This window comes from Mucilaginibacter boryungensis (assembly GCF_015221995.1).
GTDB lineage: Bacteria > Bacteroidota > Bacteroidia > Sphingobacteriales > Sphingobacteriaceae > Mucilaginibacter > Mucilaginibacter boryungensis.
This window is the reverse complement of record NZ_JADFFM010000001.1, coordinates 431009-449713: the sequence shown is the minus strand read 5'-3', so window position 1 is coordinate 449713 and position 18705 is coordinate 431009. Positions and strand designations below refer to the sequence as shown.

The following is an 18705-nucleotide window of genomic DNA, read 5'->3' as shown; positions in this document are numbered from 1 at the left end:
CGATGTTGCCAGGTCCGTTATTTTAATTCATGAACCCATTTAGTAATCTGGGAATCCGTCATGATATTGTTAATGCCATCTCCGCATTAGGGTTCGAAAACCCTACGCCAATCCAGGAACAGTCAATTCCGGTATTGTTAACAGGCAGCAACGATTTTGTCGGATTAGCCCAAACCGGGACCGGTAAAACTGCTGCCTTCGGACTGCCACTTTTAGAGTTGCTGGATTTCGAAGAAAATTATCCGCAGGCGCTTGTATTGTGCCCTACACGCGAACTTTGTTTGCAAATCACTAACGATCTGAAAAATTACGCCAAAAACATGAACAACGTACACGTTGTAGCTGTTTACGGGGGCGCAAGCATTTCAGACCAATTACGCACTATTAAACGTGGCGTACAAATTGTTGTGGCTACACCTGGCCGTATGTTAGATATCATTAACCGCAAGGCTATTGATTTTTCGCAGGTGCAGTATGTAGTTTTGGATGAAGCTGATGAAATGCTCAACATGGGCTTTCAGGAGGATATTGACAGTATTTTGTCTACCACTCCGGACGAGAAAAAAACCTGGCTGTTCTCAGCCACTATGCCTTCTGAAGTTAGAAGGATCGCCAAAAAATACATGGATAACCCTTTTGAGTTAACCATGGGCGAAAAAAATACCGGTAACGTAAATATCGAGCACGAATACTATGTAGTGCGTGCCCGCGATAAATATGCTGCCTTTAAACGTATTGTTGATTTTAACCCTGAGATTTTTGGTATCGTATTTTGCCGTACTAAAATTGAAACCCAGGAAATTGCCGAAGCGCTGATGAAAGACGGCTACAATGCCGATAGCTTGCATGGCGACCTTTCGCAGCAACAACGGGATAAGGTAATGAAGCGTTACCGCGACCGCAGCTTACAATTGCTTATTGCAACCGATGTAGCTGCACGTGGTATTGATGTTAACGACGTTACTCACGTTATTAACTACAGCTTACCTGATGAGATAGAAAATTACACTCACCGCAGCGGCCGTACGGCACGTGCCGGTAAATCGGGTGTTTCTATAGCTATCATTAACTCTAAAGAGTTGGGTAAAATACGCCAGATTGAGCGTGTGATAGGTAAAAAATTCGTGAAGGCTGAGATCCCTACCGGGTTTGATGTTTGCGAAAAACAGCTGTTTGCGTTAATTCACAAAGTACATAATGTAGAAGTGAACGAGCAGCAGATAGAGCAATACCTGCCACGCATTATGAACGAATTTGCCGATCTTTCGAAAGAAGATATCATCAAACGTTTTGCTTCATTAGAGTTTAACAGCTTCTTAGAATATTATAAGAACGCGCCCGACTTGAACGCGCCTGCTGATGACCGCTTTGCCCGCGATGGTGAGCGTGGTGATCGCGCCCCGCGTGGTGGCAGTGCCGAATTTACGCGTTTGTTTATCAACCTTGGTTCGGTTGACGGCTTTAGCCGCGGCGACCTGTTAGGTTATATTTGCAACACTTCAAAAATAAGCGGCCGCACTGTAGGGAAAATTGACGTAAAGGGTGTATACTCTTTCTTTGAAGTACCGAACGAAGAGGTTGAAAAAGTACAAGCCGGCTTTAAAGGCGCCGATTTCCAGGGCCGCGATGTGCGCATCGAGATATCTGGCGAAGGCAGCAGCCAGCGTCGTGAAGGCGGCGCCCCGCGTGGCGAACGCAGAAGCTATGGTGGCAACAGCGGCGGTGGTTATCGCGGCGGCAACTATAGCGGTGGCGAACGTCGTGAAAGACCTGCTGGTGGCGGCGAACGTCGCGAAGGCGGCGGTGGCTTCCGCGATTTCTCTGGCAAGCGCAAAGAGGACCGTGGCGAGCGCCGTAGAAGGTTTTAATTGATTGAGCGAATGAGTGATTGGGTGAATAAAGAAATATTCGCTCAATCACTCATTCAAAACTCACTTAATAATTATAAAGACAGTTTTTTAGTTTTAGTTTAACAAGGCTCCGGATGTGAAAGCAGCGGGGCCTTTGTTTTGGGTATCATTTTGTCATTCAAAACAATACCGAAGGACATAAGCATGAAAGGGAAACTTTATACGTAAATGAACTATTGTATAAAATTTCCCTTAAGGTATAGGCATATTTCCCTATGGGGGAATGACAAGAATGCTTTTAGCTTATTTCGCCACTGCTTTCCACCCGTCTTTCAATGTCACTGTGCGGTTAAATACCAGCTTATCGGCTGTGGTATGTTTGCTGTCCAGCGTGAAATAGCCTTTACGCATAAACTGCACAGCTATGCCTGGTTGAGCGTTAGCCAAATCGGGTTCTACGTAGGCGTTGATGATCTGCAGGCTATCAGGATTCAGATATTCTTTAAAGTCGCCGTCTTCGTTACTTGGATCTTCAACCCTGAATAAACGATCGTACAACCTCACCTCGGCAGTTTTAGCATGTGGCACACTTACCCAGTGGATAGTTCCTTTAGGACTTAAGCCGCTGGTGTCGTTACCCGATTTACTTTCGGGGATATAGCTGCAATGCACTTCAGTTACGTTGCCATTGGCATCCTTAACAAAACTATCGCATTGTACAATGTAAGCGTTCTTTAAACGTACCATCAGGCCTACACCCAGGCGGAAGAATTTCTTCGGCGGTTCTTCCATAAAGTCGTCACGTTCAATCCACAATTCATTACTGAAAGGGAACTCGCGGTTGCCATCGCCACCTTCAACTTCAGGGTTGTTTTCGCCAGTAAACATCTCGGTTTGCCCGGCTGGGTAGTTGGTAATGACCAGTTTTATCGGATCAAGCACAGCCATGCGGCGCCAGGTGCTTTTGTTCAGGTTTTCGCGCACGCAAAACTCCAGCAAGCTAAGGTCAATCATGTTCTCGCGTTTAGCTACCCCAATACGCTCGCAAAAATCGCGGATGGCGGCAGCTGGATAGCCCCGGCGGCGCATTCCGCTAATGGTAGGCATACGCGGGTCGTCCCAATCTTCTACATGTCCGTCGGTAACCAGTTGCAGCAATTTGCGCTTGCTCATTACGGTATAGGTCATGTTCAGGCGGGCAAACTCATACTGGTGCGAATCGAACAGGTTTAGTTTTTCAATAAACCAATCATACAAGGCACGATGGGGAATAAACTCCAGCGTACAGATAGAATGGGTAATCTCTTCAATCGCATCACTTTGTCCGTGTGCAAAATCATACATGGGGTAAATACACCAGGCATCGCCGGTACGATGATGATGCGCATGTTTAATACGGTACATCAAAGGGTCGCGCAGGTGCATGTTGGGCGATGCCAAGTCAACCTTAGCACGCAATACTTTTTCACCATCGGCATATTTGCCGGCACGCATGTCAGCAAATAATTGCAGGTTTTCCTCAACACTGCGGCTGCGGTATTGGTTGGGTGTACCCGGCTCTGTAGGCGTACCTTTTTGAGCTGCAATCTCTTCGGCGGTGCTGTCATCCACGTAAGCTAAACCCGCTTTGATCAGGGTAACTGCAAATTGATATAATTGCTCAAAATAGTCGGATGCGTAAAGTTCCTGCGCCCACTCAAAGCCCAGCCATTTCACATCGGCCTTAATACTATCTACGTATTCTATATCCTCTTTAACGGGGTTGGTATCATCAAACCTAAGGTTAGTTTTACCATTATATTTTTGTGCCAGTCCAAAATTCAAACAGATAGATTTGGCGTGGCCAATATGTAAATACCCGTTAGGCTCGGGCGGGAAACGGGTTAAAACCCGGCCGCCATGCTTGCCCGTGCGAATATCTTCTTCAACAATCTCTTCTATAAAATTTAATGATCTTTCTTCGCTCATACTGAAGGCAAAAATAGTAAAAATGTGCGGATGCGGGGCTGTGCGGTGTGCAAATATGCAGATGCGCCCCTTTCTCCTGCTTTAGCTGCTGAGTCTCCCCCAACATATTTCACTAAATCAAGTCAATCATGTCCCCCTATTGCCAACACCCAAATAATTACCCACATTTGTTATGTTTGCATAGTTTATATGAGCATCAACAAATTTAACCGCCCCATACGTGTATTAGTTGCCAAAGTAGGCTTAGACGGGCACGACCGGGGCGCCCGCATTATTGCCACATCGCTGCGCGATGCCGGCATGGAAGTAATTTACACCGGTTTGCGCCAGACACCAGAAATGGTGGTGAACACCGCCCTGCAGGAAGACGTAGACGCTATTGGCGTATCTATACTTTCGGGTGCACACATGACCGTTTTTCCGAAGATACTGGCCCTGATAAAAGAAAAAGGAATGGATGATGTGCTGGTAACCGGCGGCGGCATTATTCCCGCAAAAGATATGGCCGAACTGAAAAGTATGGGTGTAGGCGAACTGTTCCCACCCGGAACAAGCACCGTTGACATTGTAAAATATATTACCGAATGGGTGCACCAGCACCGCAATTTCTAACCGCTATGAGCTACCAAAACATCCTTACCGAAACCAAACAGCGCATTCACTATATCACTATCAACCGCGAAAGCAAACTGAACGCGCTGAATGCAGCTACCCTGGCCGAACTGCATACCGCGCTTGTGGCGGCTTTTGCCGATGAGCAAATAGGTGGCCTGATCATTACCGGCGCGGGGACAAAGGCTTTTGTTGCCGGCGCTGATATCTTGGGCTTCCCGGCACTTGATGCTGCTGGAGGTACACAATTGGCGCGTGAAGGACAAACACAGGTATTTGATCTGATAGCTAACGGCCCTAAGCCCGTTATTGCTGCTGTAAATGGTTTTGCTTTAGGCGGCGGGCTGGAACTGGCCATGGCATGCCACATCCGCGTAGCTTCGGACAATGCGAAGATGGGGTTACCTGAATTGACTTTAGGCTTGATACCCGGCTATGGTGGCACACAGCGTTTACCGCAACTGATTGGCAAAGGCAAAGCCATGGAAATGATCCTGACATCGGACATGCTTACGGCTGACCAGGCCCTGCAATGCGGATTGGTAAACAATGTAACCACCCCTGAAGGTTTATTAGCCAAAGCCGAAGAGATATTGGGGAAAATATTACAGCGCTCGCCCATGGCTGTGAAAGCCGCTATTACTGCTGTTAACGCGTCCGGATCGGCCGATGGTTTTGAGCAGGAAATTGCAGCATTCGGTCAATGCTTTGGCACAGCCGATATGAAGGAAGGCGTTGATGCTTTCCTGAATAAACGGAAACCGGTTTTTACCGGTAAGTAGTCATGAAAAAGCCTGCCGCCTTTACACCATTTAAACTAATAATGCTGGTATTTCTATTACTTGCATTGGTGGCATTTTTATATTTTAATATCCACCACACCTACCTCGGCTAAACTTGCGCATTTTATAAGCTTACTTGTTATGCCTCTATATGAAAGTGTGTGAAATACACCATAATTTTTGACACTAAAACTGCATTTTGAGTGAATTTGACAACAAATTGACCAAATTACCATAATGGTCAAAAATTATCTTTCTGTTAATCAAACGATTAAATATTCCTGACATTTCTGTGAAAAAACGTAGCTGTTTTATGTATTTACTTTGCCCTGTCTTTAAACAAAAGGACATTGATCTAAATACATAATATCATGAAAAGTTTAAAAATTTCAGCCTTAGTATTAGCCTTAGCTGCATTTACTTTTGGCGCAAAAGCACAAACAAAATCAACAACTACCCCAACTGGTCCGCGTTTAAGTATTGGTGCCGATGCTGGCATCCCAACCGGCAAATTATCTGATGGGTACAACTGGAACCTGGGTGGTTCTGCACAAGTAGAATTTCCTATTGCCAACCAATTGTTTTTAACTGTTAACGCAGGGTACAACAACATTTTTGGTAAAAAGGACGTAACTTTTACTACTGTTACCGGAAATACTACCACAACCATTAAAGGCGATGTACAGAACATTCAATTGTTACCAGTTAAAGCAGGTTTAAAATTCTTCCCGGTTAACAACTTTTATGTACAGGCCGAGGGTGGTGCCGGGTTTTTACTAAACAAAAAAGATTTGGGTTACACTAAATCAACCGCGTTTATTTATGCTCCGCAAGTAGGTGTGTTATTGCCGCTTACCGCCAGCAGCAACCTTGATTTAGGCGTGCGTTACGAAGGTTCTACCAAGTATGCCGATGTTGATGGTTCTACCCTCAACTTTGTAGCTTTACGTGTAGCTTACTCTTTCAATTTGTAATCCGATCCCTACATCAACCTTTGAAAAAAACACAAAAGGCTCCGACTTGTCGGAGCCTTTTGTGTTTTTTATCGTCATGCCGAACTTGTTTCGGCATCCCATCCATTAGTCGGATTTATATGGTATTCGTTTAGCAAGTGAGATGCCGAAACAAGTTCGGCATAACGGCTTCCAAGTAATTTTAATTAACTCACGGCACCAGCCACACATACAGCAGGTAACAAATCACAATCCCGCCTACAGCCCAAAGCAGGCCGCTAACGCGTTTCTTTTTCATAAAACAGATCATGATGATCCCTGTAAGGGAAACCAGTGTTAGAAAAACAGCCGAGATATCTATCAACCAGCCCCAGCCTTTGCCTGCATCGCGGCCTTTGTGCAGGTCGTTTAGCACGGCTACCAGGCCAAGTGTAGTTTCGTTTAGCTTATACTCGCCTGTTTGGCGGTCAATAAACGCGTCTGCACTATAGGCCGGGCCTTTGAACGAAACAGAGCATTGGTTATCTTCAATTAAAAAATCGCTTACCGCGCCTTTAATGTGGTGCGAGGTTCGCAGGCGTTCAACAATCTCCAGCTTTTTTATAGCGTTGGTATCTTTGGCGCTCACCCATTCAGTGGGTACTTTACCTTTGTATTTTACCAGGTGCTCCTTATCGCCAAACCAGTCGGCATGGTTAAGGGTAAGCCCTGTCACCGAGAAAAAAAGCACCACCGCAAAGCTCACCATCGACAGGTAAATATGTAACCAGCGCGAAACTGCCGCCATATTTTTCTGCCAGGCTGATTTGGCTTTTTTTTCTACCGTCCGTGGGTGTCTTATCAGCATGCGCGGCTGACCGCTTTTATGTTCGGACATTATTTTTTATGATAATCTAATGAAGCTGCTGCAATTTCAGTATTTGGAGTTAAGGTAATTTGCTCAGGTTTTTTAAAATCCATATCCTGTGTAATTAACTGGTAAGTGCCGTGCTCCCTGGCAGCCTCAATATAAATGGTGTATTTGCCTTGCTTAACAAACTCGCCTTTATCGTTTTTACCGTCCCACTTTAAAGTGTATTTGCCCGGGCCACGGGTAGCGCTGGTTGTTGAGCTTATATTGTTGCTGTTTGAAGTAAATTCATCATAATAAGCACTGTACCAGGCACGCATATCATTCAAATAACGGGGCTTATTATACCATAATGCTATACTGCGTACGGGTTTTTTATCTGCATCAACTACCCAAACCGCCAGGTACGGGCGGTGTACGCGCATGCCTTCAATTTGTGCAAGTTCGATATTGATGCTTAGTTCATATTTCGGATCCCAGGTTTTGTCTTTGGCCGATGTTTTAACAACCGGTGCGGAAGCAGCGATTTCCATAGCTTTCCAGCCCTTGCTCTCTATACGTTTACCGTTGGCGATTATCATCATATATTCCGCTTCAGGGTTCCTTTCCATTAATTTAACACCTTCAACAGCGCCGGTAACGTTTAAAGCAGTGGCTAATGCTCCGGCATCAACCGCATTCGGCGCTACAACGGTAGCGCTAATTACTTCGCCGGCTGGTTTACCCGTACGCGGATCGACAATGTGCGAATACCATTTGCCCTGTATCATTTCGCCGCGGCGATAATTACCGCTGGTAGCCACAGTTTTATTGCTGATGTTTATCATCACAACCGGGGCGTCATTCTCGGCGTCGGCTTTAGGATTGGCTATGTTGATTTGCTCGGTATGTTCGCCAAGAACCATAATGTCGCCGCCTATATTCAGTACAATAGCGCTAACGCCGCTGGTAGCCATAGCAGCCTCGCAAGCCTTGTTCATCACATAACTTTTGGTAAAAGTGTTAAGCATTAGTGCTGCGTTATCCAGGTGAGTAGCGGTTTTGCTGGTTTCATCTAATTGCCAGTGCGGTTGTTTTACCTGGGTTAAAGCCGCGTTAATTTCTTCTTGGGTTGGCATTTGGTTGCGGGCTGCGCCGGCTTTCCATACTTTGCCTACAACTTCCGCCGATGCATCAAGCGCGCCGTTGGTTTGGGCATGCCATTTATCAAACAAGTTTAATACTTCAAATAATTCGGGTGATACTTTTACAGCCTCGTTTGTACCACTTATCCATTGGCGAAACTCACTTTTTGAGTTGTAGCCGCTTAATATGTTATTCAGGCGGTCAATTTCAGCCATTGCGGCATCTTCCGCAACGGTGGCCTGGGCCTGGGATACGGCTGAGACCTTTATCTCTAATGATGTACCGAGAACATTTTCGTAATCAGATACATACATGCGCGTTTTATTTGACGGGACTTTGAAGTTACTGCACACCAGCAGCAAGAAGCAACCTACAAGAAATGTTAAGAATGGTTTCATCTATTTAGAATGATTATAAATAATGACAAATATAACAAGTAGGACAGTAATAGCAACAATAAGTTTAAATTTATTGTAAGCAGGGCTGTAACAACTGTGTTATTGTTCAACAAAATGCCAGCAAACACCTGCGATATCTATAATATTTACTTCGCGGCCGTAGGGCTGCTTTGTAATCTGGCCAATGCGAATGCCATATTTTTCGGGCAGTTTCTTATCGAGCACATCATTTCTAAACGCATCTACATTATCAACTTTTACACTCAGCATAAAGTTTTCAGCAAAATCTTTATGATCATAAGCTTGCAAAATAAACCGGCATTCATCGCGCTGTAAGCCGGCATAGCCATTTACTTCCCAGTTGATATGAAACCCCAATTCCAGGAAAAACTGCTTCGAACCTTCAAAATTACTGCCTGAAGGTACAAATGGTTCGAGTGATAAAAACTTCATATGATAATTGGTTTAGTATAGTTATAATCCAAACTGTTGCAGAAAATGAGGTATAATTTGATGATACAAAATAATGGTGATAAAAATGCCGCTGATAGCGCCGAAAAAGTGGGCGTCGTGGTTAATAGCATCGCGGGATTGTTTTGAGGCATACCAGCAATAAACCAGGTATAAAATACCAAATAACCACGATGGGATGGGTATAGGTAAAAACATGATATACATGCTGCTGCGGGGATCGAATAATATACCGCTAAATATTACCGCGCTAATAGCCCCCGAAGCGCCAAGACTATGGTACCAGTAATCATCTTTATGCTTTACTATACTGGGTAAATCGCTAAAAACCAAACTTACCATATACAGTAACGCAAATTGCCAATGGCCCAGATAGGCTTCTAATCGGAAAGCAAAAAAGAAGTACGATATCATATTAAAGATCAGGTGTGTCCAATCTTTATGTATAAAGCCACTGGTAATAATAGTATACGTTTTTTCGCCCCGGTAAATGCTGTAAGGATGAAGTATTAATTTACTCATTAAACTTTCGCTTGAGAAAGCCAAAAGGCTAATAATAAGCGTGATTACAAAAATTGCCGATGCAACAGGTGCTAAGGTTAAGTATTCCATTTATCTAACAAAGTCAAATTTAATATCGGTTGTTACACGGCCTACCGGGTAGCGCTGGTATGTTTTCTCGGCATAAGGCGAGTTGTTGTATACCCAGTTCAATTGCGCCCGGCCACTGCCTGCCAGTTGCGGGTTTTTCGCTTTTTCTTCTTCCAGTTTTTTGCGCACATCGGGGTTTTTCCTCAGATATTCGGCTGCAGTATCTTCAAATACATAATCCGAATAACCTTCCTTTTGCCCCAACACCGAATCGAAAAAGTTCCACGCAAAAAACGAGTCGACGCCCTGTGGTTCCAGTGTTTCAACAATATAACGGTTAAGTGGCTGGTTAGTGTATACCACATAGTCGCCGACATAAAATTTAACTTTCTGGTCGGTTGGTTTTAGCTGCACACCGCTATGTAGGTAATGCCCCTCGTACGGACGCTGGCCGTTGCGAAAATCACCTATGTAATACATCTGCACGCCCACAGTTGTATCATGCGCCAGTTGGTGCATCACCACATTATTCAGCTTATACAGGTCGATAATTTTGCCCCAGGCCTGCGGGATCACATAAGCCATGGGCTTATCAACGGTTTGGGTTACTTTATAAGTGTTATAGTATTTTATGGTGCGAGTCCACAGTTTGCTACGGTCGTAGTATAAACGGCTCATGCCGCTTACCTCGCTGGGTTTGTGCAGGGCGGCATAACCTTTAAAAGTGATCGTATCGTAACGGCTGGCATCCAGTTCCCAGTTCATGGCAAAGCTGGTTTGTTTGCTCACCTGCTCATCGGCCCGGTGTTTCAATTCACCAATTAGTTTATGGTCGCGCTGCACTATACTGATGAGGTGTTGCATAAAATTGTAAGTGCCATAAACGCGTTTGTCAAAAGGTTTCAGCATGTGTGTTTCAGTAATGTAGCTAATGATATTGTGTTGCGCAGTATAGCCGGTAGCATATCGCGGGGTTTCCAGGTAAGCCACAATCCCCGAATCGGGCGTACCACCACGACCACCTTCCACATAAGGGATCATTTCGTAACCGGTTTGCTTCATGCGCTTATATAACTCGGGCGATAAGGTTTTACTGGTATAATCAGCCAGAATAGGGTTTTGTTTATCTTTCTGCGTTTCTATCAAGGTCATTATATACTGATAATCGGCACCGTCGCTGGTGTGATTATCTAAAAAAACTTCGGGGTTCCAGGTGTTCAATATTTTCATAAAGGCTAACGCGTTGCGGCTGTCGGCTTTTATAAAATCGCGGTTTAGATCCAAATTTCGGTAATTCCCGCGGAAGCCATAAGCCTCGGGCCCGTTCTGACTCACACGTGAAAGCCCACGGTTAAGGCAGCCATCAATATTATAAACTGCTATAAAACATAGTACCACATCGTTGGGCAGTTGGTTTTTTGTCAGCAGGTCGCGCACCAGCATCATACTGGCATCAATGCCTTCCGGCTCGCCGGGGTGTATCCCGTTATTAATAAGCAATACCCGTTTGTTTTGCTTTTTTATCAGTGCCGGATCAAACATCTTATCTTTGGAAAGTATTACAAGTGTTAAGGGTTTACCAATATCCGTCATACCGTAGTTTATCAGCTTCATTTGCGGGTGTTGCTTGCTCAGTTTCTGGTAATAGCTAATTACCTGGGCATAGGTGGCTGTATAGTTTTTATCCTTGCTTAATTCAAACGGGGTTAATTGCGCATAGGCGGTAATGGTTACTATAGTAACCATTAGCACGGTCAGGATTTTTTTCATAGTAAAAAGTACGGGTTTATTGTTGATTTGCTGAAATTTCGGCTTGTAATATCTTTGATAGACTTTTGAATACCAGGTTATACGAGTGATCTATCATTTCGCGCAACTGATTTTCGGTAAGTGCACCGTCCATGTAAACCGTATTCCAGTGAATTTTATTCATGTGATAGCCCGGCTTCACTTCGTTATGGCGCTCGCGCAATTCAACAGCCCATTCCGGATCGCATTTCACATTAAAGCGGTTGGCTTCGGCAAGGCCGATCAGTAAAAATAGCTTGCCGCCTACTTTAAAAACCAGCGTATCTTCACCAAAGGGGAAACCTTCGGTTACACCCGGTTTGTCGATACAGTATTCGCGTAATACTTCAATATTCACAGTTGATGCTTAACGTATTGATTTAATGTAGGTAGCTGTATTGCCAAAATTGATTTTTATCCCCACAGTAATAGCCCTAAACATATCCTGCGAGTTATTTTTAAACTTGCTGCTCGGATCGGCGTAGCCATCTAACCCTTCGGCAAAGGTAAAATTGTGGGTATAAGTGAAATCTATACACGCAAATGGCTCATCGTTACTATTATATATTTTAAACTCGTAGCCAAACCTAACAGGTATCAGGGCGTTAATGGAGTGGTCTTTTCCCGGGAACAAATAGGTCGGATCATTGGCTGCATAACGCCTGATATCGCTGATACTATTGAAAATTGCGCCTATGCCAAAACCCATATACAGTCCTTTCATCCGCTCCATAAAAAAATCGCCTTCATAATCGGTTATCTCGCCCAATTGTAGGTCGCCATGGATATTAAAAGCCAGGTAGTTGTTTATAAAGTAGCGGTGCGATGGATCTGTTGCATTATCGCCGCCAGATAATCTGCCCAGTTGCATTTCAAATGCAAAAGGTAAGTATGGGCTGTAATTATAAAACAAGTTGAAATACATTTCCTTGTTGGTATCGCTCACCTTCAAATCGGCATATGGTTTGGTTGTTCCGTAGCCGCCCCCCACACCAAATTCGGCATAATTGTATTGTGCTTTCGCAGCAACACAGATAACCAACAAACAAATGATCAGGGTAATTTTTTTCAATGCTTTGGGGTTATAATCAATCGAAATTGTTTAAATATGCTCAAAAATAAAATAACATCTTTAATGTTGTAGTATAATATGATGAATTTAGATGATTTACGATTTACGGCAGCTGAAAGATTTTTGCGTTATGTGATAATAGATACGCAATCCGACCCGGAATCGCCAACCTGCCCATCTACACAAAAACAGAAAGACCTGGGCCGTTTGCTGGTGCAGGAGCTACTGGAAATGGGCGTAACAGACGCGCATTTAGATGAATATGGATATATTTATGCCACCATTCCATCCAACACAGATAAGGATGTGCCGGTTATCTGTTTCTGCTCGCACATGGATACTGCACCCGATTGCAGCGGCGCAGGCGTTAAGCCCATCATTCATTATAATTACCAGGGGCAGGATTTGATATTACCAGATGACACTACCCAGGTTTTACAGCTAAGCGAGCATCCTGATCTTAAAAACCAAATAGGGAACGATATTATTACCGCCAGCGGGACAACCCTTTTAGGGGCCGATAATAAAGCGGGAGTTGCCGAAATTATGGATGCCTGCTACCAACTCATCAATCATCCTGAAATAAAGCATGGCAAGATCAGGATATTGTTCACACCTGATGAAGAGATTGGCCGCGGGGTAGATAAGGCCGATATTGCTAAGCTGGGCGCCTTTGCCGGCTACACCATAGATGGCGAAAGCGCCGGGCATATAGAGAATGAAACCTTTAGCGCCGATGGCGCCAAATTAATTATAAACGGTGTGAGTGCGCACCCGGGTTTTGCTAAAGGCAATATGGAAAGCGCTATAAAAATTGCCGGGCAAATTGTTGCCGCCCTGCCGTTTGACCTATCGCCCGAAGGCACTAGCGACAAACAGGGTTTTGTGCATCCTGTTGGCATTAAAGGACACGTGGAACAAGCCGAAATAGAATTTATCATCCGCGATTTTGAAGATGCCAAACTGGACGACCACGCCAACGTGATACGGATTATTACGGAGAAAGTATTGCAGCAATTTCCGGGTTCAAGCTATAACTTAATTATTAAACCCCAATACCGTAACATGAAACAGGTGCTGGATAAATACCCGCACATAACCGAATATGGCATAGAAGCCATCAGGCGCGCAGGTATGCAGCCACATTTACAAAGTATCCGTGGCGGTACAGATGGTTCTCGACTGTCGTTTATGGGGCTGCCCTGTCCTAACATTTTCGCTGGCGAACATGCTTTTCATGGGCGGCAGGAGTGGGTATCGGTACAGGATATGCAAAAAGCTGTGCAAACCATATTGCATTTGTGCATGGTTTGGGAAGAGCGTAGTTAGTGGCAGTAGCGCAACTAATATGCACCTGCTACTTTTATGACTGCAACTGCGTTCTCAACACCTTCCGCCAGTCAAAATACCCTATAACGGCAATAATGATGTAAATGACAAACATAAAAGCATAGACTTCGAGGTCTTTTATACTGTAAATGATCACATAAATAATATCAACGAATACCCATATCAACCAGTTTTCCAAAACCTTACGCGCCATTAATATTTGGGCCGCCAAACTAACTACGGTGCAAAAACTATCAAGATAAGGGAATGCGGGTGGCTGGTAATGCAGCTTATCAGCAAAGGTTATTAACGCAAAACCTAATGCGGGGGTAATAAAAATTACAGCCCCTAAAGTCCACAAAATTTGCTTGCGCGATATGGATATTACAGGACGTTTATCCTCCGCATTGCTTTTATGGCTCCAAACATACCAGCCGTAAATATTAATCCCGGTTAAATAAGTGTACTGCAACATATCCGCATAAAGCGCCCGCGTTGCCATCACATAAACCGTAATAACCGTACTGATGATTGCAATAGGCCAGTTCCAGATATTATTAACAGCCGCCAGGTAAACGCACAGCAAGCCGGTAATAACAGCTATTATTTCCAGCCAGCTTAGCTGGTGCCAGTAAGTAGCTAATGAGTGTAACAATGACTGAACCACAATCAAGCAGATTTATTGGATGACAAGATAAATATTCTGTTAAGTAGAATTTTAAAATAAAAAGGGACTACAGCATTTAAATTCTGTTATCCCTAAATCAATTTAATCCTTTAATCAAGCAAATCCAGGTCCTACCAGATCCGTACCCGTTTATCCGGGTCAAGCCACATTTTATCGCCTTTTTTAATATTGAAAGCGGTATAAAATTCGGGCACGTCGGTAAACGGCCCGTTCACACGTAAAAACCCGGGCGAGTGTACATCGGTTAGTATTTGATTAGCCAGGGCTTCATCGCGGGTATGGCCCAACCAGCCCAAAGCATAGCCCAAAAAGAAACGCTGCATAGGCGTAAGCCCGTTTATCTTTCTGCCTTCTTTATATTGTTTGGTTTTTTTAAACGCGTCAATACCTAATACAATGCCGCCCAGGTCGGCAATGTTTTCACCCAGGGTAGCTTTGCCGTTTATATGCAGGCTATCCAGCACTACGTAACCGTTAAACTGGTTTACTAACATTTGCGCACGCTGGGTAAATTTAGCTGAATCCAGCTTGCTCCACCAGCTTTTCAGGTTTCCTTTAGCGTCAAACTGGCGACCCTGATCATCAAAGCCATGGGTAATTTCGTGGCCAATGGTTGATGCTGCAGCATAGCCATAAGCAACAGCGTCATCTACGTCAGCATCCTTAATGCCCGGTATCATAAACTGAGCTGCCGGCAGGGTGATCTCGTTGTTAGACGGGCTATAGCTGGCATTATAAGTTTGTGGTGTCATCCCCCACTCGGTATGGTCAACCGGTTTACCAAGTTTATTAATGTTATTCAAATAAGCCCAGTGCCTGGCACGCATTACGTTTCCGGCATAAGATACACGATCAATCTCCAGTGTCGAAAAATCTTTCCACTTATCCGGGTAACCCACTTTAGGATGAATAGCGTTGAGTTTGGCCAGCGCTTTTTGTTTGGTTGCGGGGCTCATCCAATCCAGTTTGGCAATATGCTCGCGGTATGACTGGCGCATGGCTTCCACCATTTGATTATAGCGCACCTTTGATGCCTGAGGGAAATACTCCTTCACAAATAATTGTCCCAATAGTTCGCCCATCAGTTGGTTTTCGGTATCGGTTACTCGTTTAATACGTGGAAGCTGCTCTTTGCGCCCCGCCAGCACTTTGCCGCTAAAGCGGAAGCTTTCATCTTCAAATGCTTTATTAAGATAAGAAGCATAAGCAGATACGGTTTTCCAGCGCAAATAGGCTTTCCAGTCGTCTATACTGAAGGTGGTTAAAGCTTTATTAACAGCGCGGTAATATTCTGGCTGACCAACAATTACAGTATCTACCGGCTTGTAACCCATCTCGCGGAACAGGTCGTTCCAATTAATGGCGGGGGTAAGTTTGTTCAACTTTGCAACTGTCATTTTATTATAGTTGCGGTAAGGGTCGCGCAAGTCTTCCAGCTTGCGGGTGCTGTCGGCTAAAAACTTTTCAATTTTATAAACGCTTTCCGCGCCTTTGGCCGCCCTGTCCGCATCCCTGCCGGATAACCTAAGCATGGTTGGCAAGTGGTTGGTTTGGTAATCGGTACGTACGCGGGTGGTACGGGCATCTGTTTTAAAATAGTAATCCCGGTTGGGTAACCCTAAACCAGCCTGGCCCAGTTGCAGCATCATTTTCACGCTGTTCTTTTCGTCCTGCCCCACACGCGCGCCTATTATACTGCGCACGCCGTACTGGCTTAAATTGGCCGAAGCTGCAAGTATACCTTTCATATCTTGTGCACGGTCTATCATATCCAGCTGCGTTTTAATAGGATTAGTGCCTTCTTTTTCAATACTAATGGTATCTAACCCGCTGTAATAAAAATCGCCGATCTTTTGGGTGGTGGTGCCTTTAGCCGCGTTAGCTTTCAATGCCCCTTCATTTATCTGGCGCAGGCGTTCGCGGATATCCTCGCCTACCACATTGCCAATACCCCAGCTTGAATAGGCATTAGGGATAGGGTTGCGTTTTATCCAGCCGCCATTGGCATACAGAAAAAAGTTGTCGCCTGGTTTAACAGATGGGTCAAGGTTGTCAAAAACCGGGTCGCCTGATTTGCCGGGCAAAGCCGCTTTTTGGTAAGCACTAAAAATAACAGCTGATAGCAACACTATGCCCGCCGCATATGTCTTATTGAAATTCATACGAATGAGTTTACTTTATTAAACAAACCTAATTAAAAATGCATCTATTTACTATGCATGCATTGTAACAATGTGTTTAGATGAATGATTGATCATTTTGTACGGTTTTGTCCGTAGAAAAATACAGCACTGTATACAATAATAGAAAAATGGACAATAATTTATACAGGCAAACAAGCCCAATTATTTAATAATTAATAAATCCCTTGAAAAAAACCAGATAAAGAAACATCAAAATAATAGCAAACCTTACGCAAAGTGTCGAGGCGAACATCTATTTTACCCGACTCTAACCGGGCAATATTGATATTTGTTTCGCTGTAAAACTTCTCCTGAGTAACCTGATTTTGCCTGCGCAGCCGTTTTATTTGTAACGCTACTTTCTTCTTAAAAGCCTCTTCTGAATTGTTAAGATATTCAAAATCAGTTAGTAACATATATTTAGATAATTTTAATGAGTATTGAATTGGTTAAAAATAGAAATTTAAAGTTTGCCCCTCAATATCCATTTTAAAAAAACACCCATTTCCAAATTCTGACGTATAAGTAGTTGTAGTGATGAATTAATGGCTTTACATTTGTTATTATAATTGCACGGCACTACAATATCTGTGAAAAGATTATAAAATATAAAGGGTTACATCTACCAGTGAAAAACTTTATTTTGAATTCTCAGACGCCCAAGCTGAGGTTTTTTGTTCTTTGTTTTGGGTTTAATCAATAGTTTAAATTAATTAGGGGAAAGGGAGCTTCGCAAGAGCTCTCTTTTTTTTTGGACAAATCTCTAACCCTCATCTTTCACATTTATTTTGTAATAAATTTTACTATGCACGCATAATAATTATTTTTGTCAGATAATTCCATAACGACCCATGCATTTTGAATTTACAGAAGAACAGTTAATGATTAGGCAAGCCGCCCGCGACTTTGCCCAAACCGAACTTAAACCCGGCGTAATTGAGCGCGATGAACATCAGAAATTCCCGGCCGAACAAATTAAAAAATTAGGCGAACTGGGCTTTTTGGGCTTGATGACATCGCCTGAATATGGTGGTGCCGGTATGGATGCCATTAGCTATGTGCTGGCTATGGAAGAACTATCTAAAATTGACGCATCGGCATCGGTTGTAGTATCTGTAAATAATTCGCTGGTATGTTATGGATTAGAAAAATATGGCAGCGAAGAGCAAAAACAAAAATACCTGGTACCATTGGCCAGCGGCGAAGTGATTGGCGCGTTCTGCTTATCGGAACCGGAAGCCGGCAGCGACGCCACATCACAGCATACAACGGCTATTGATATGGGCGATCATTACTTGTTGAACGGCACCAAAAACTGGATCACTAACGGTGGTACGGCATCAACCTATCTGGTTATTGCCCAAACCGATGCAGCTAAAGGGCATAAAGGCATTAACGCCCTGATAGTAGAAAAAGGTATGCCGGGTTTTACCGTTGGCCCTAAAGAAAATAAGTTAGGCATCCGTGGTTCTGATACTCATTCGTTAATGTTTACCGATGTTAAAGTACCCAAAGCCAACCGTATTGGCGAGGATGGCTTCGGTTTTAAATTTGCCATGAACACCCTGGAAGGCGGCCGCATTGGCATAGCTGCGCAAGCTTTAGGCATAGCCTCGGGGGCATATGAACTGGCGCTTGCTTATGCCAAAGAACGAAAAACTTTTGGTAAGCCCATTGCCGAACACCAGGCCATCCAATTTAAACTGGCCGACATGGCTACCGAAATTGAGGCAGCACGCTTATTATGCCTGAAAGCGGCCTGGTTAAAAGATAATCATCAGCCTTACGGTAGGGCCAGCGCAACAGCAAAACTATTCGCATCTAAAGTGGCAATGGACACAACAGTTGAGGCAGTGCAAATACATGGCGGGTATGGTTTTGTGAAAGAATACCATGTAGAGCGATTAATGCGCGATGCCAAGATCACCCAGATATATGAAGGCACTTCCGAAATTCAGAAGATAGTCATATCCCGCGATATATTGAAATAGTTACATTTAAAAGATAGCTTACTATTAAAAGAATACTAATTTAGTAGGCATTTT

The 18705-nt window shown here is 44.0% G+C and carries 17 protein-coding genes; 6 read left to right on the top strand and 11 right to left on the bottom strand.

All coding sequences use genetic code 11. From position 1 onward, the window contains the following. Positions 1-29 precede the first annotated feature (29 nt). Positions 30-1868, top strand: a complete 1839-nt coding sequence (locus IRJ18_RS01960; RefSeq protein WP_194104519.1) for a DEAD/DEAH box helicase — start codon at positions 30-32, stop codon at positions 1866-1868. Between the two features lie 285 nt (positions 1869-2153). On the opposite strand, the gene IRJ18_RS01955 is transcribed toward IRJ18_RS01960, so the two are convergent. Beyond that, a complete protein-coding gene (locus IRJ18_RS01955) occupies positions 2154-3818 on the bottom strand; it encodes a glutamine--tRNA ligase/YqeY domain fusion protein (RefSeq protein WP_194104518.1) in 1665 nt (554 codons plus the stop codon). Between the two features lie 189 nt (positions 3819-4007). Here IRJ18_RS01955 and IRJ18_RS01950 point away from each other — a divergent pair, with 189 nt between their 5' ends. From IRJ18_RS01950 to IRJ18_RS01940, 3 genes are all read left to right on the top strand, one after another. Next, entirely contained in the window at positions 4008-4430 is a 423-nt protein-coding gene (locus IRJ18_RS01950) for a cobalamin B12-binding domain-containing protein (RefSeq protein ID WP_194104517.1), read from the top strand. Positions 4431-4435: 5 nt separating this feature from the next. Beyond that, entirely contained in the window at positions 4436-5212 is a 777-nt protein-coding gene (locus tag IRJ18_RS01945; RefSeq protein ID WP_194104516.1) for an enoyl-CoA hydratase/isomerase family protein, read from the top strand. Positions 5213-5583: 371 nt separating this feature from the next. Then, positions 5584-6186, top strand: coding sequence for an outer membrane beta-barrel protein (locus IRJ18_RS01940; RefSeq protein ID WP_194104515.1), 603 nt, complete (start codon positions 5584-5586; stop codon positions 6184-6186). A gap of 190 nt (positions 6187-6376) precedes the next feature. Here IRJ18_RS01940 and IRJ18_RS01935 read toward each other — a convergent pair whose 3' ends face one another. The 7 genes from IRJ18_RS01935 to IRJ18_RS01905 form a co-directional block, all read right to left on the bottom strand. Further along, positions 6377-7042 carry a PepSY-associated TM helix domain-containing protein gene (locus tag IRJ18_RS01935; RefSeq protein ID WP_228072492.1) on the bottom strand — a complete coding sequence of 222 codons (666 nt, stop codon included), beginning with the start codon at positions 7040-7042 and terminating at the stop codon, positions 6377-6379. Next, positions 7042-8538 carry a DUF2271 domain-containing protein gene (locus tag IRJ18_RS01930; protein ID WP_194104514.1) on the bottom strand — a complete coding sequence of 499 codons (1497 nt, stop codon included), beginning with the start codon at positions 8536-8538 and terminating at the stop codon, positions 7042-7044. The genes IRJ18_RS01935 and IRJ18_RS01930 overlap by 1 nt, the downstream gene beginning before the upstream one ends. 99 nt (positions 8539-8637) lie before the next feature. Continuing rightward, a complete protein-coding gene (locus tag IRJ18_RS01925; RefSeq protein ID WP_194104513.1) occupies positions 8638-8991 on the bottom strand; it encodes a VOC family protein in 354 nt (117 codons plus the stop codon). A gap of 21 nt (positions 8992-9012) precedes the next feature. Beyond that, positions 9013-9531 carry a rhomboid family intramembrane serine protease gene (locus IRJ18_RS01920; protein ID WP_377094899.1) on the bottom strand — a complete coding sequence of 173 codons (519 nt, stop codon included), beginning with the start codon at positions 9529-9531 and terminating at the stop codon, positions 9013-9015. Between the two features lie 90 nt (positions 9532-9621). Then, complete coding sequence (locus IRJ18_RS01915; protein WP_194104511.1) at positions 9622-11370, bottom strand: M14 family zinc carboxypeptidase; 1749 nt, start codon at positions 11368-11370, stop codon at positions 9622-9624. A gap of 16 nt (positions 11371-11386) precedes the next feature. Further along, positions 11387-11746 carry an MmcQ/YjbR family DNA-binding protein gene (locus tag IRJ18_RS01910; protein WP_194104510.1) on the bottom strand — a complete coding sequence of 120 codons (360 nt, stop codon included), beginning with the start codon at positions 11744-11746 and terminating at the stop codon, positions 11387-11389. Between the two features lie 9 nt (positions 11747-11755). Further along, positions 11756-12460: a porin family protein gene (locus IRJ18_RS01905; RefSeq protein ID WP_194104509.1), complete on the bottom strand. Its 705-nt coding sequence runs from the start codon at positions 12458-12460 to the stop codon at positions 11756-11758. A 78-nt stretch (positions 12461-12538) separates the two neighbouring features. On the opposite strand from IRJ18_RS01905, the gene pepT reads away from it, so the two are divergent. Next, complete coding sequence (pepT, locus tag IRJ18_RS01900) at positions 12539-13789, top strand: peptidase T (protein WP_194104508.1); 1251 nt, start codon at positions 12539-12541, stop codon at positions 13787-13789. Positions 13790-13823: 34 nt separating this feature from the next. Here the strand turns inward: pepT and pnuC are convergent, their stop codons facing one another. The 3 genes from pnuC to IRJ18_RS01885 form a co-directional block, all read right to left on the bottom strand. Further along, positions 13824-14456 carry a nicotinamide riboside transporter PnuC gene (gene pnuC / locus IRJ18_RS01895; RefSeq protein WP_317174040.1) on the bottom strand — a complete coding sequence of 211 codons (633 nt, stop codon included), beginning with the start codon at positions 14454-14456 and terminating at the stop codon, positions 13824-13826. Positions 14457-14587: 131 nt separating this feature from the next. Continuing rightward, positions 14588-16639 carry a M13 family metallopeptidase gene (locus IRJ18_RS01890; RefSeq protein ID WP_194104507.1) on the bottom strand — a complete coding sequence of 684 codons (2052 nt, stop codon included), beginning with the start codon at positions 16637-16639 and terminating at the stop codon, positions 14588-14590. 194 nt (positions 16640-16833) lie between these two features. Next, a complete protein-coding gene (locus IRJ18_RS01885; RefSeq protein ID WP_194104506.1) occupies positions 16834-17076 on the bottom strand; it encodes a helix-turn-helix domain-containing protein in 243 nt (80 codons plus the stop codon). Between the two features lie 435 nt (positions 17077-17511). Between IRJ18_RS01885 and IRJ18_RS01880 the strand changes: the two genes are divergently transcribed. Continuing rightward, entirely contained in the window at positions 17512-18651 is a 1140-nt protein-coding gene (locus IRJ18_RS01880; protein ID WP_194104505.1) for an acyl-CoA dehydrogenase, read from the top strand. The last annotated feature ends 54 nt before the right edge of the window (positions 18652-18705 follow it).

Bases quoted from the DNA above. Each gene is read 5' to 3' on its own strand.
- IRJ18_RS01925 (WP_194104513.1), bottom strand. From the start codon at position 8,991: ATGAAGTTTTTATCACTCGAACCATTTGTACCTTCAGGCAGTAATTTT.
- IRJ18_RS01930 (WP_194104514.1), bottom strand. From the start codon at position 8,538: ATGAAACCATTCTTAACATTTCTTGTAGGTTGCTTCTTGCTGCTGGTG.
- IRJ18_RS01940 (WP_194104515.1), top strand. From the start codon at position 5,584: ATGAAAAGTTTAAAAATTTCAGCCTTAGTATTAGCCTTAGCTGCATTT.
- IRJ18_RS01880 (WP_194104505.1), top strand. From the start codon at position 17,512: ATGCATTTTGAATTTACAGAAGAACAGTTAATGATTAGGCAAGCCGCC.
- pepT (WP_194104508.1), top strand. From the start codon at position 12,539: ATGATGAATTTAGATGATTTACGATTTACGGCAGCTGAAAGATTTTTG.
- IRJ18_RS01920 (WP_377094899.1), bottom strand. From the start codon at position 9,531: ATGAGTAAATTAATACTTCATCCTTACAGCATTTACCGGGGCGAAAAA.
- IRJ18_RS01960 (WP_194104519.1), top strand. From the start codon at position 30: ATGAACCCATTTAGTAATCTGGGAATCCGTCATGATATTGTTAATGCC.
- IRJ18_RS01945 (WP_194104516.1), top strand. From the start codon at position 4,436: ATGAGCTACCAAAACATCCTTACCGAAACCAAACAGCGCATTCACTAT.
- IRJ18_RS01890 (WP_194104507.1), bottom strand. From the start codon at position 16,639: ATGAATTTCAATAAGACATATGCGGCGGGCATAGTGTTGCTATCAGCT.
- IRJ18_RS01915 (WP_194104511.1), bottom strand. From the start codon at position 11,370: ATGAAAAAAATCCTGACCGTGCTAATGGTTACTATAGTAACCATTACC.
- IRJ18_RS01955 (WP_194104518.1), bottom strand. From the start codon at position 3,818: ATGAGCGAAGAAAGATCATTAAATTTTATAGAAGAGATTGTTGAAGAA.
- IRJ18_RS01885 (WP_194104506.1), bottom strand. From the start codon at position 17,076: ATGTTACTAACTGATTTTGAATATCTTAACAATTCAGAAGAGGCTTTT.
- IRJ18_RS01935 (WP_228072492.1), bottom strand. From the start codon at position 7,042: ATGTCCGAACATAAAAGCGGTCAGCCGCGCATGCTGATAAGACACCCA.
- IRJ18_RS01950 (WP_194104517.1), top strand. From the start codon at position 4,008: ATGAGCATCAACAAATTTAACCGCCCCATACGTGTATTAGTTGCCAAA.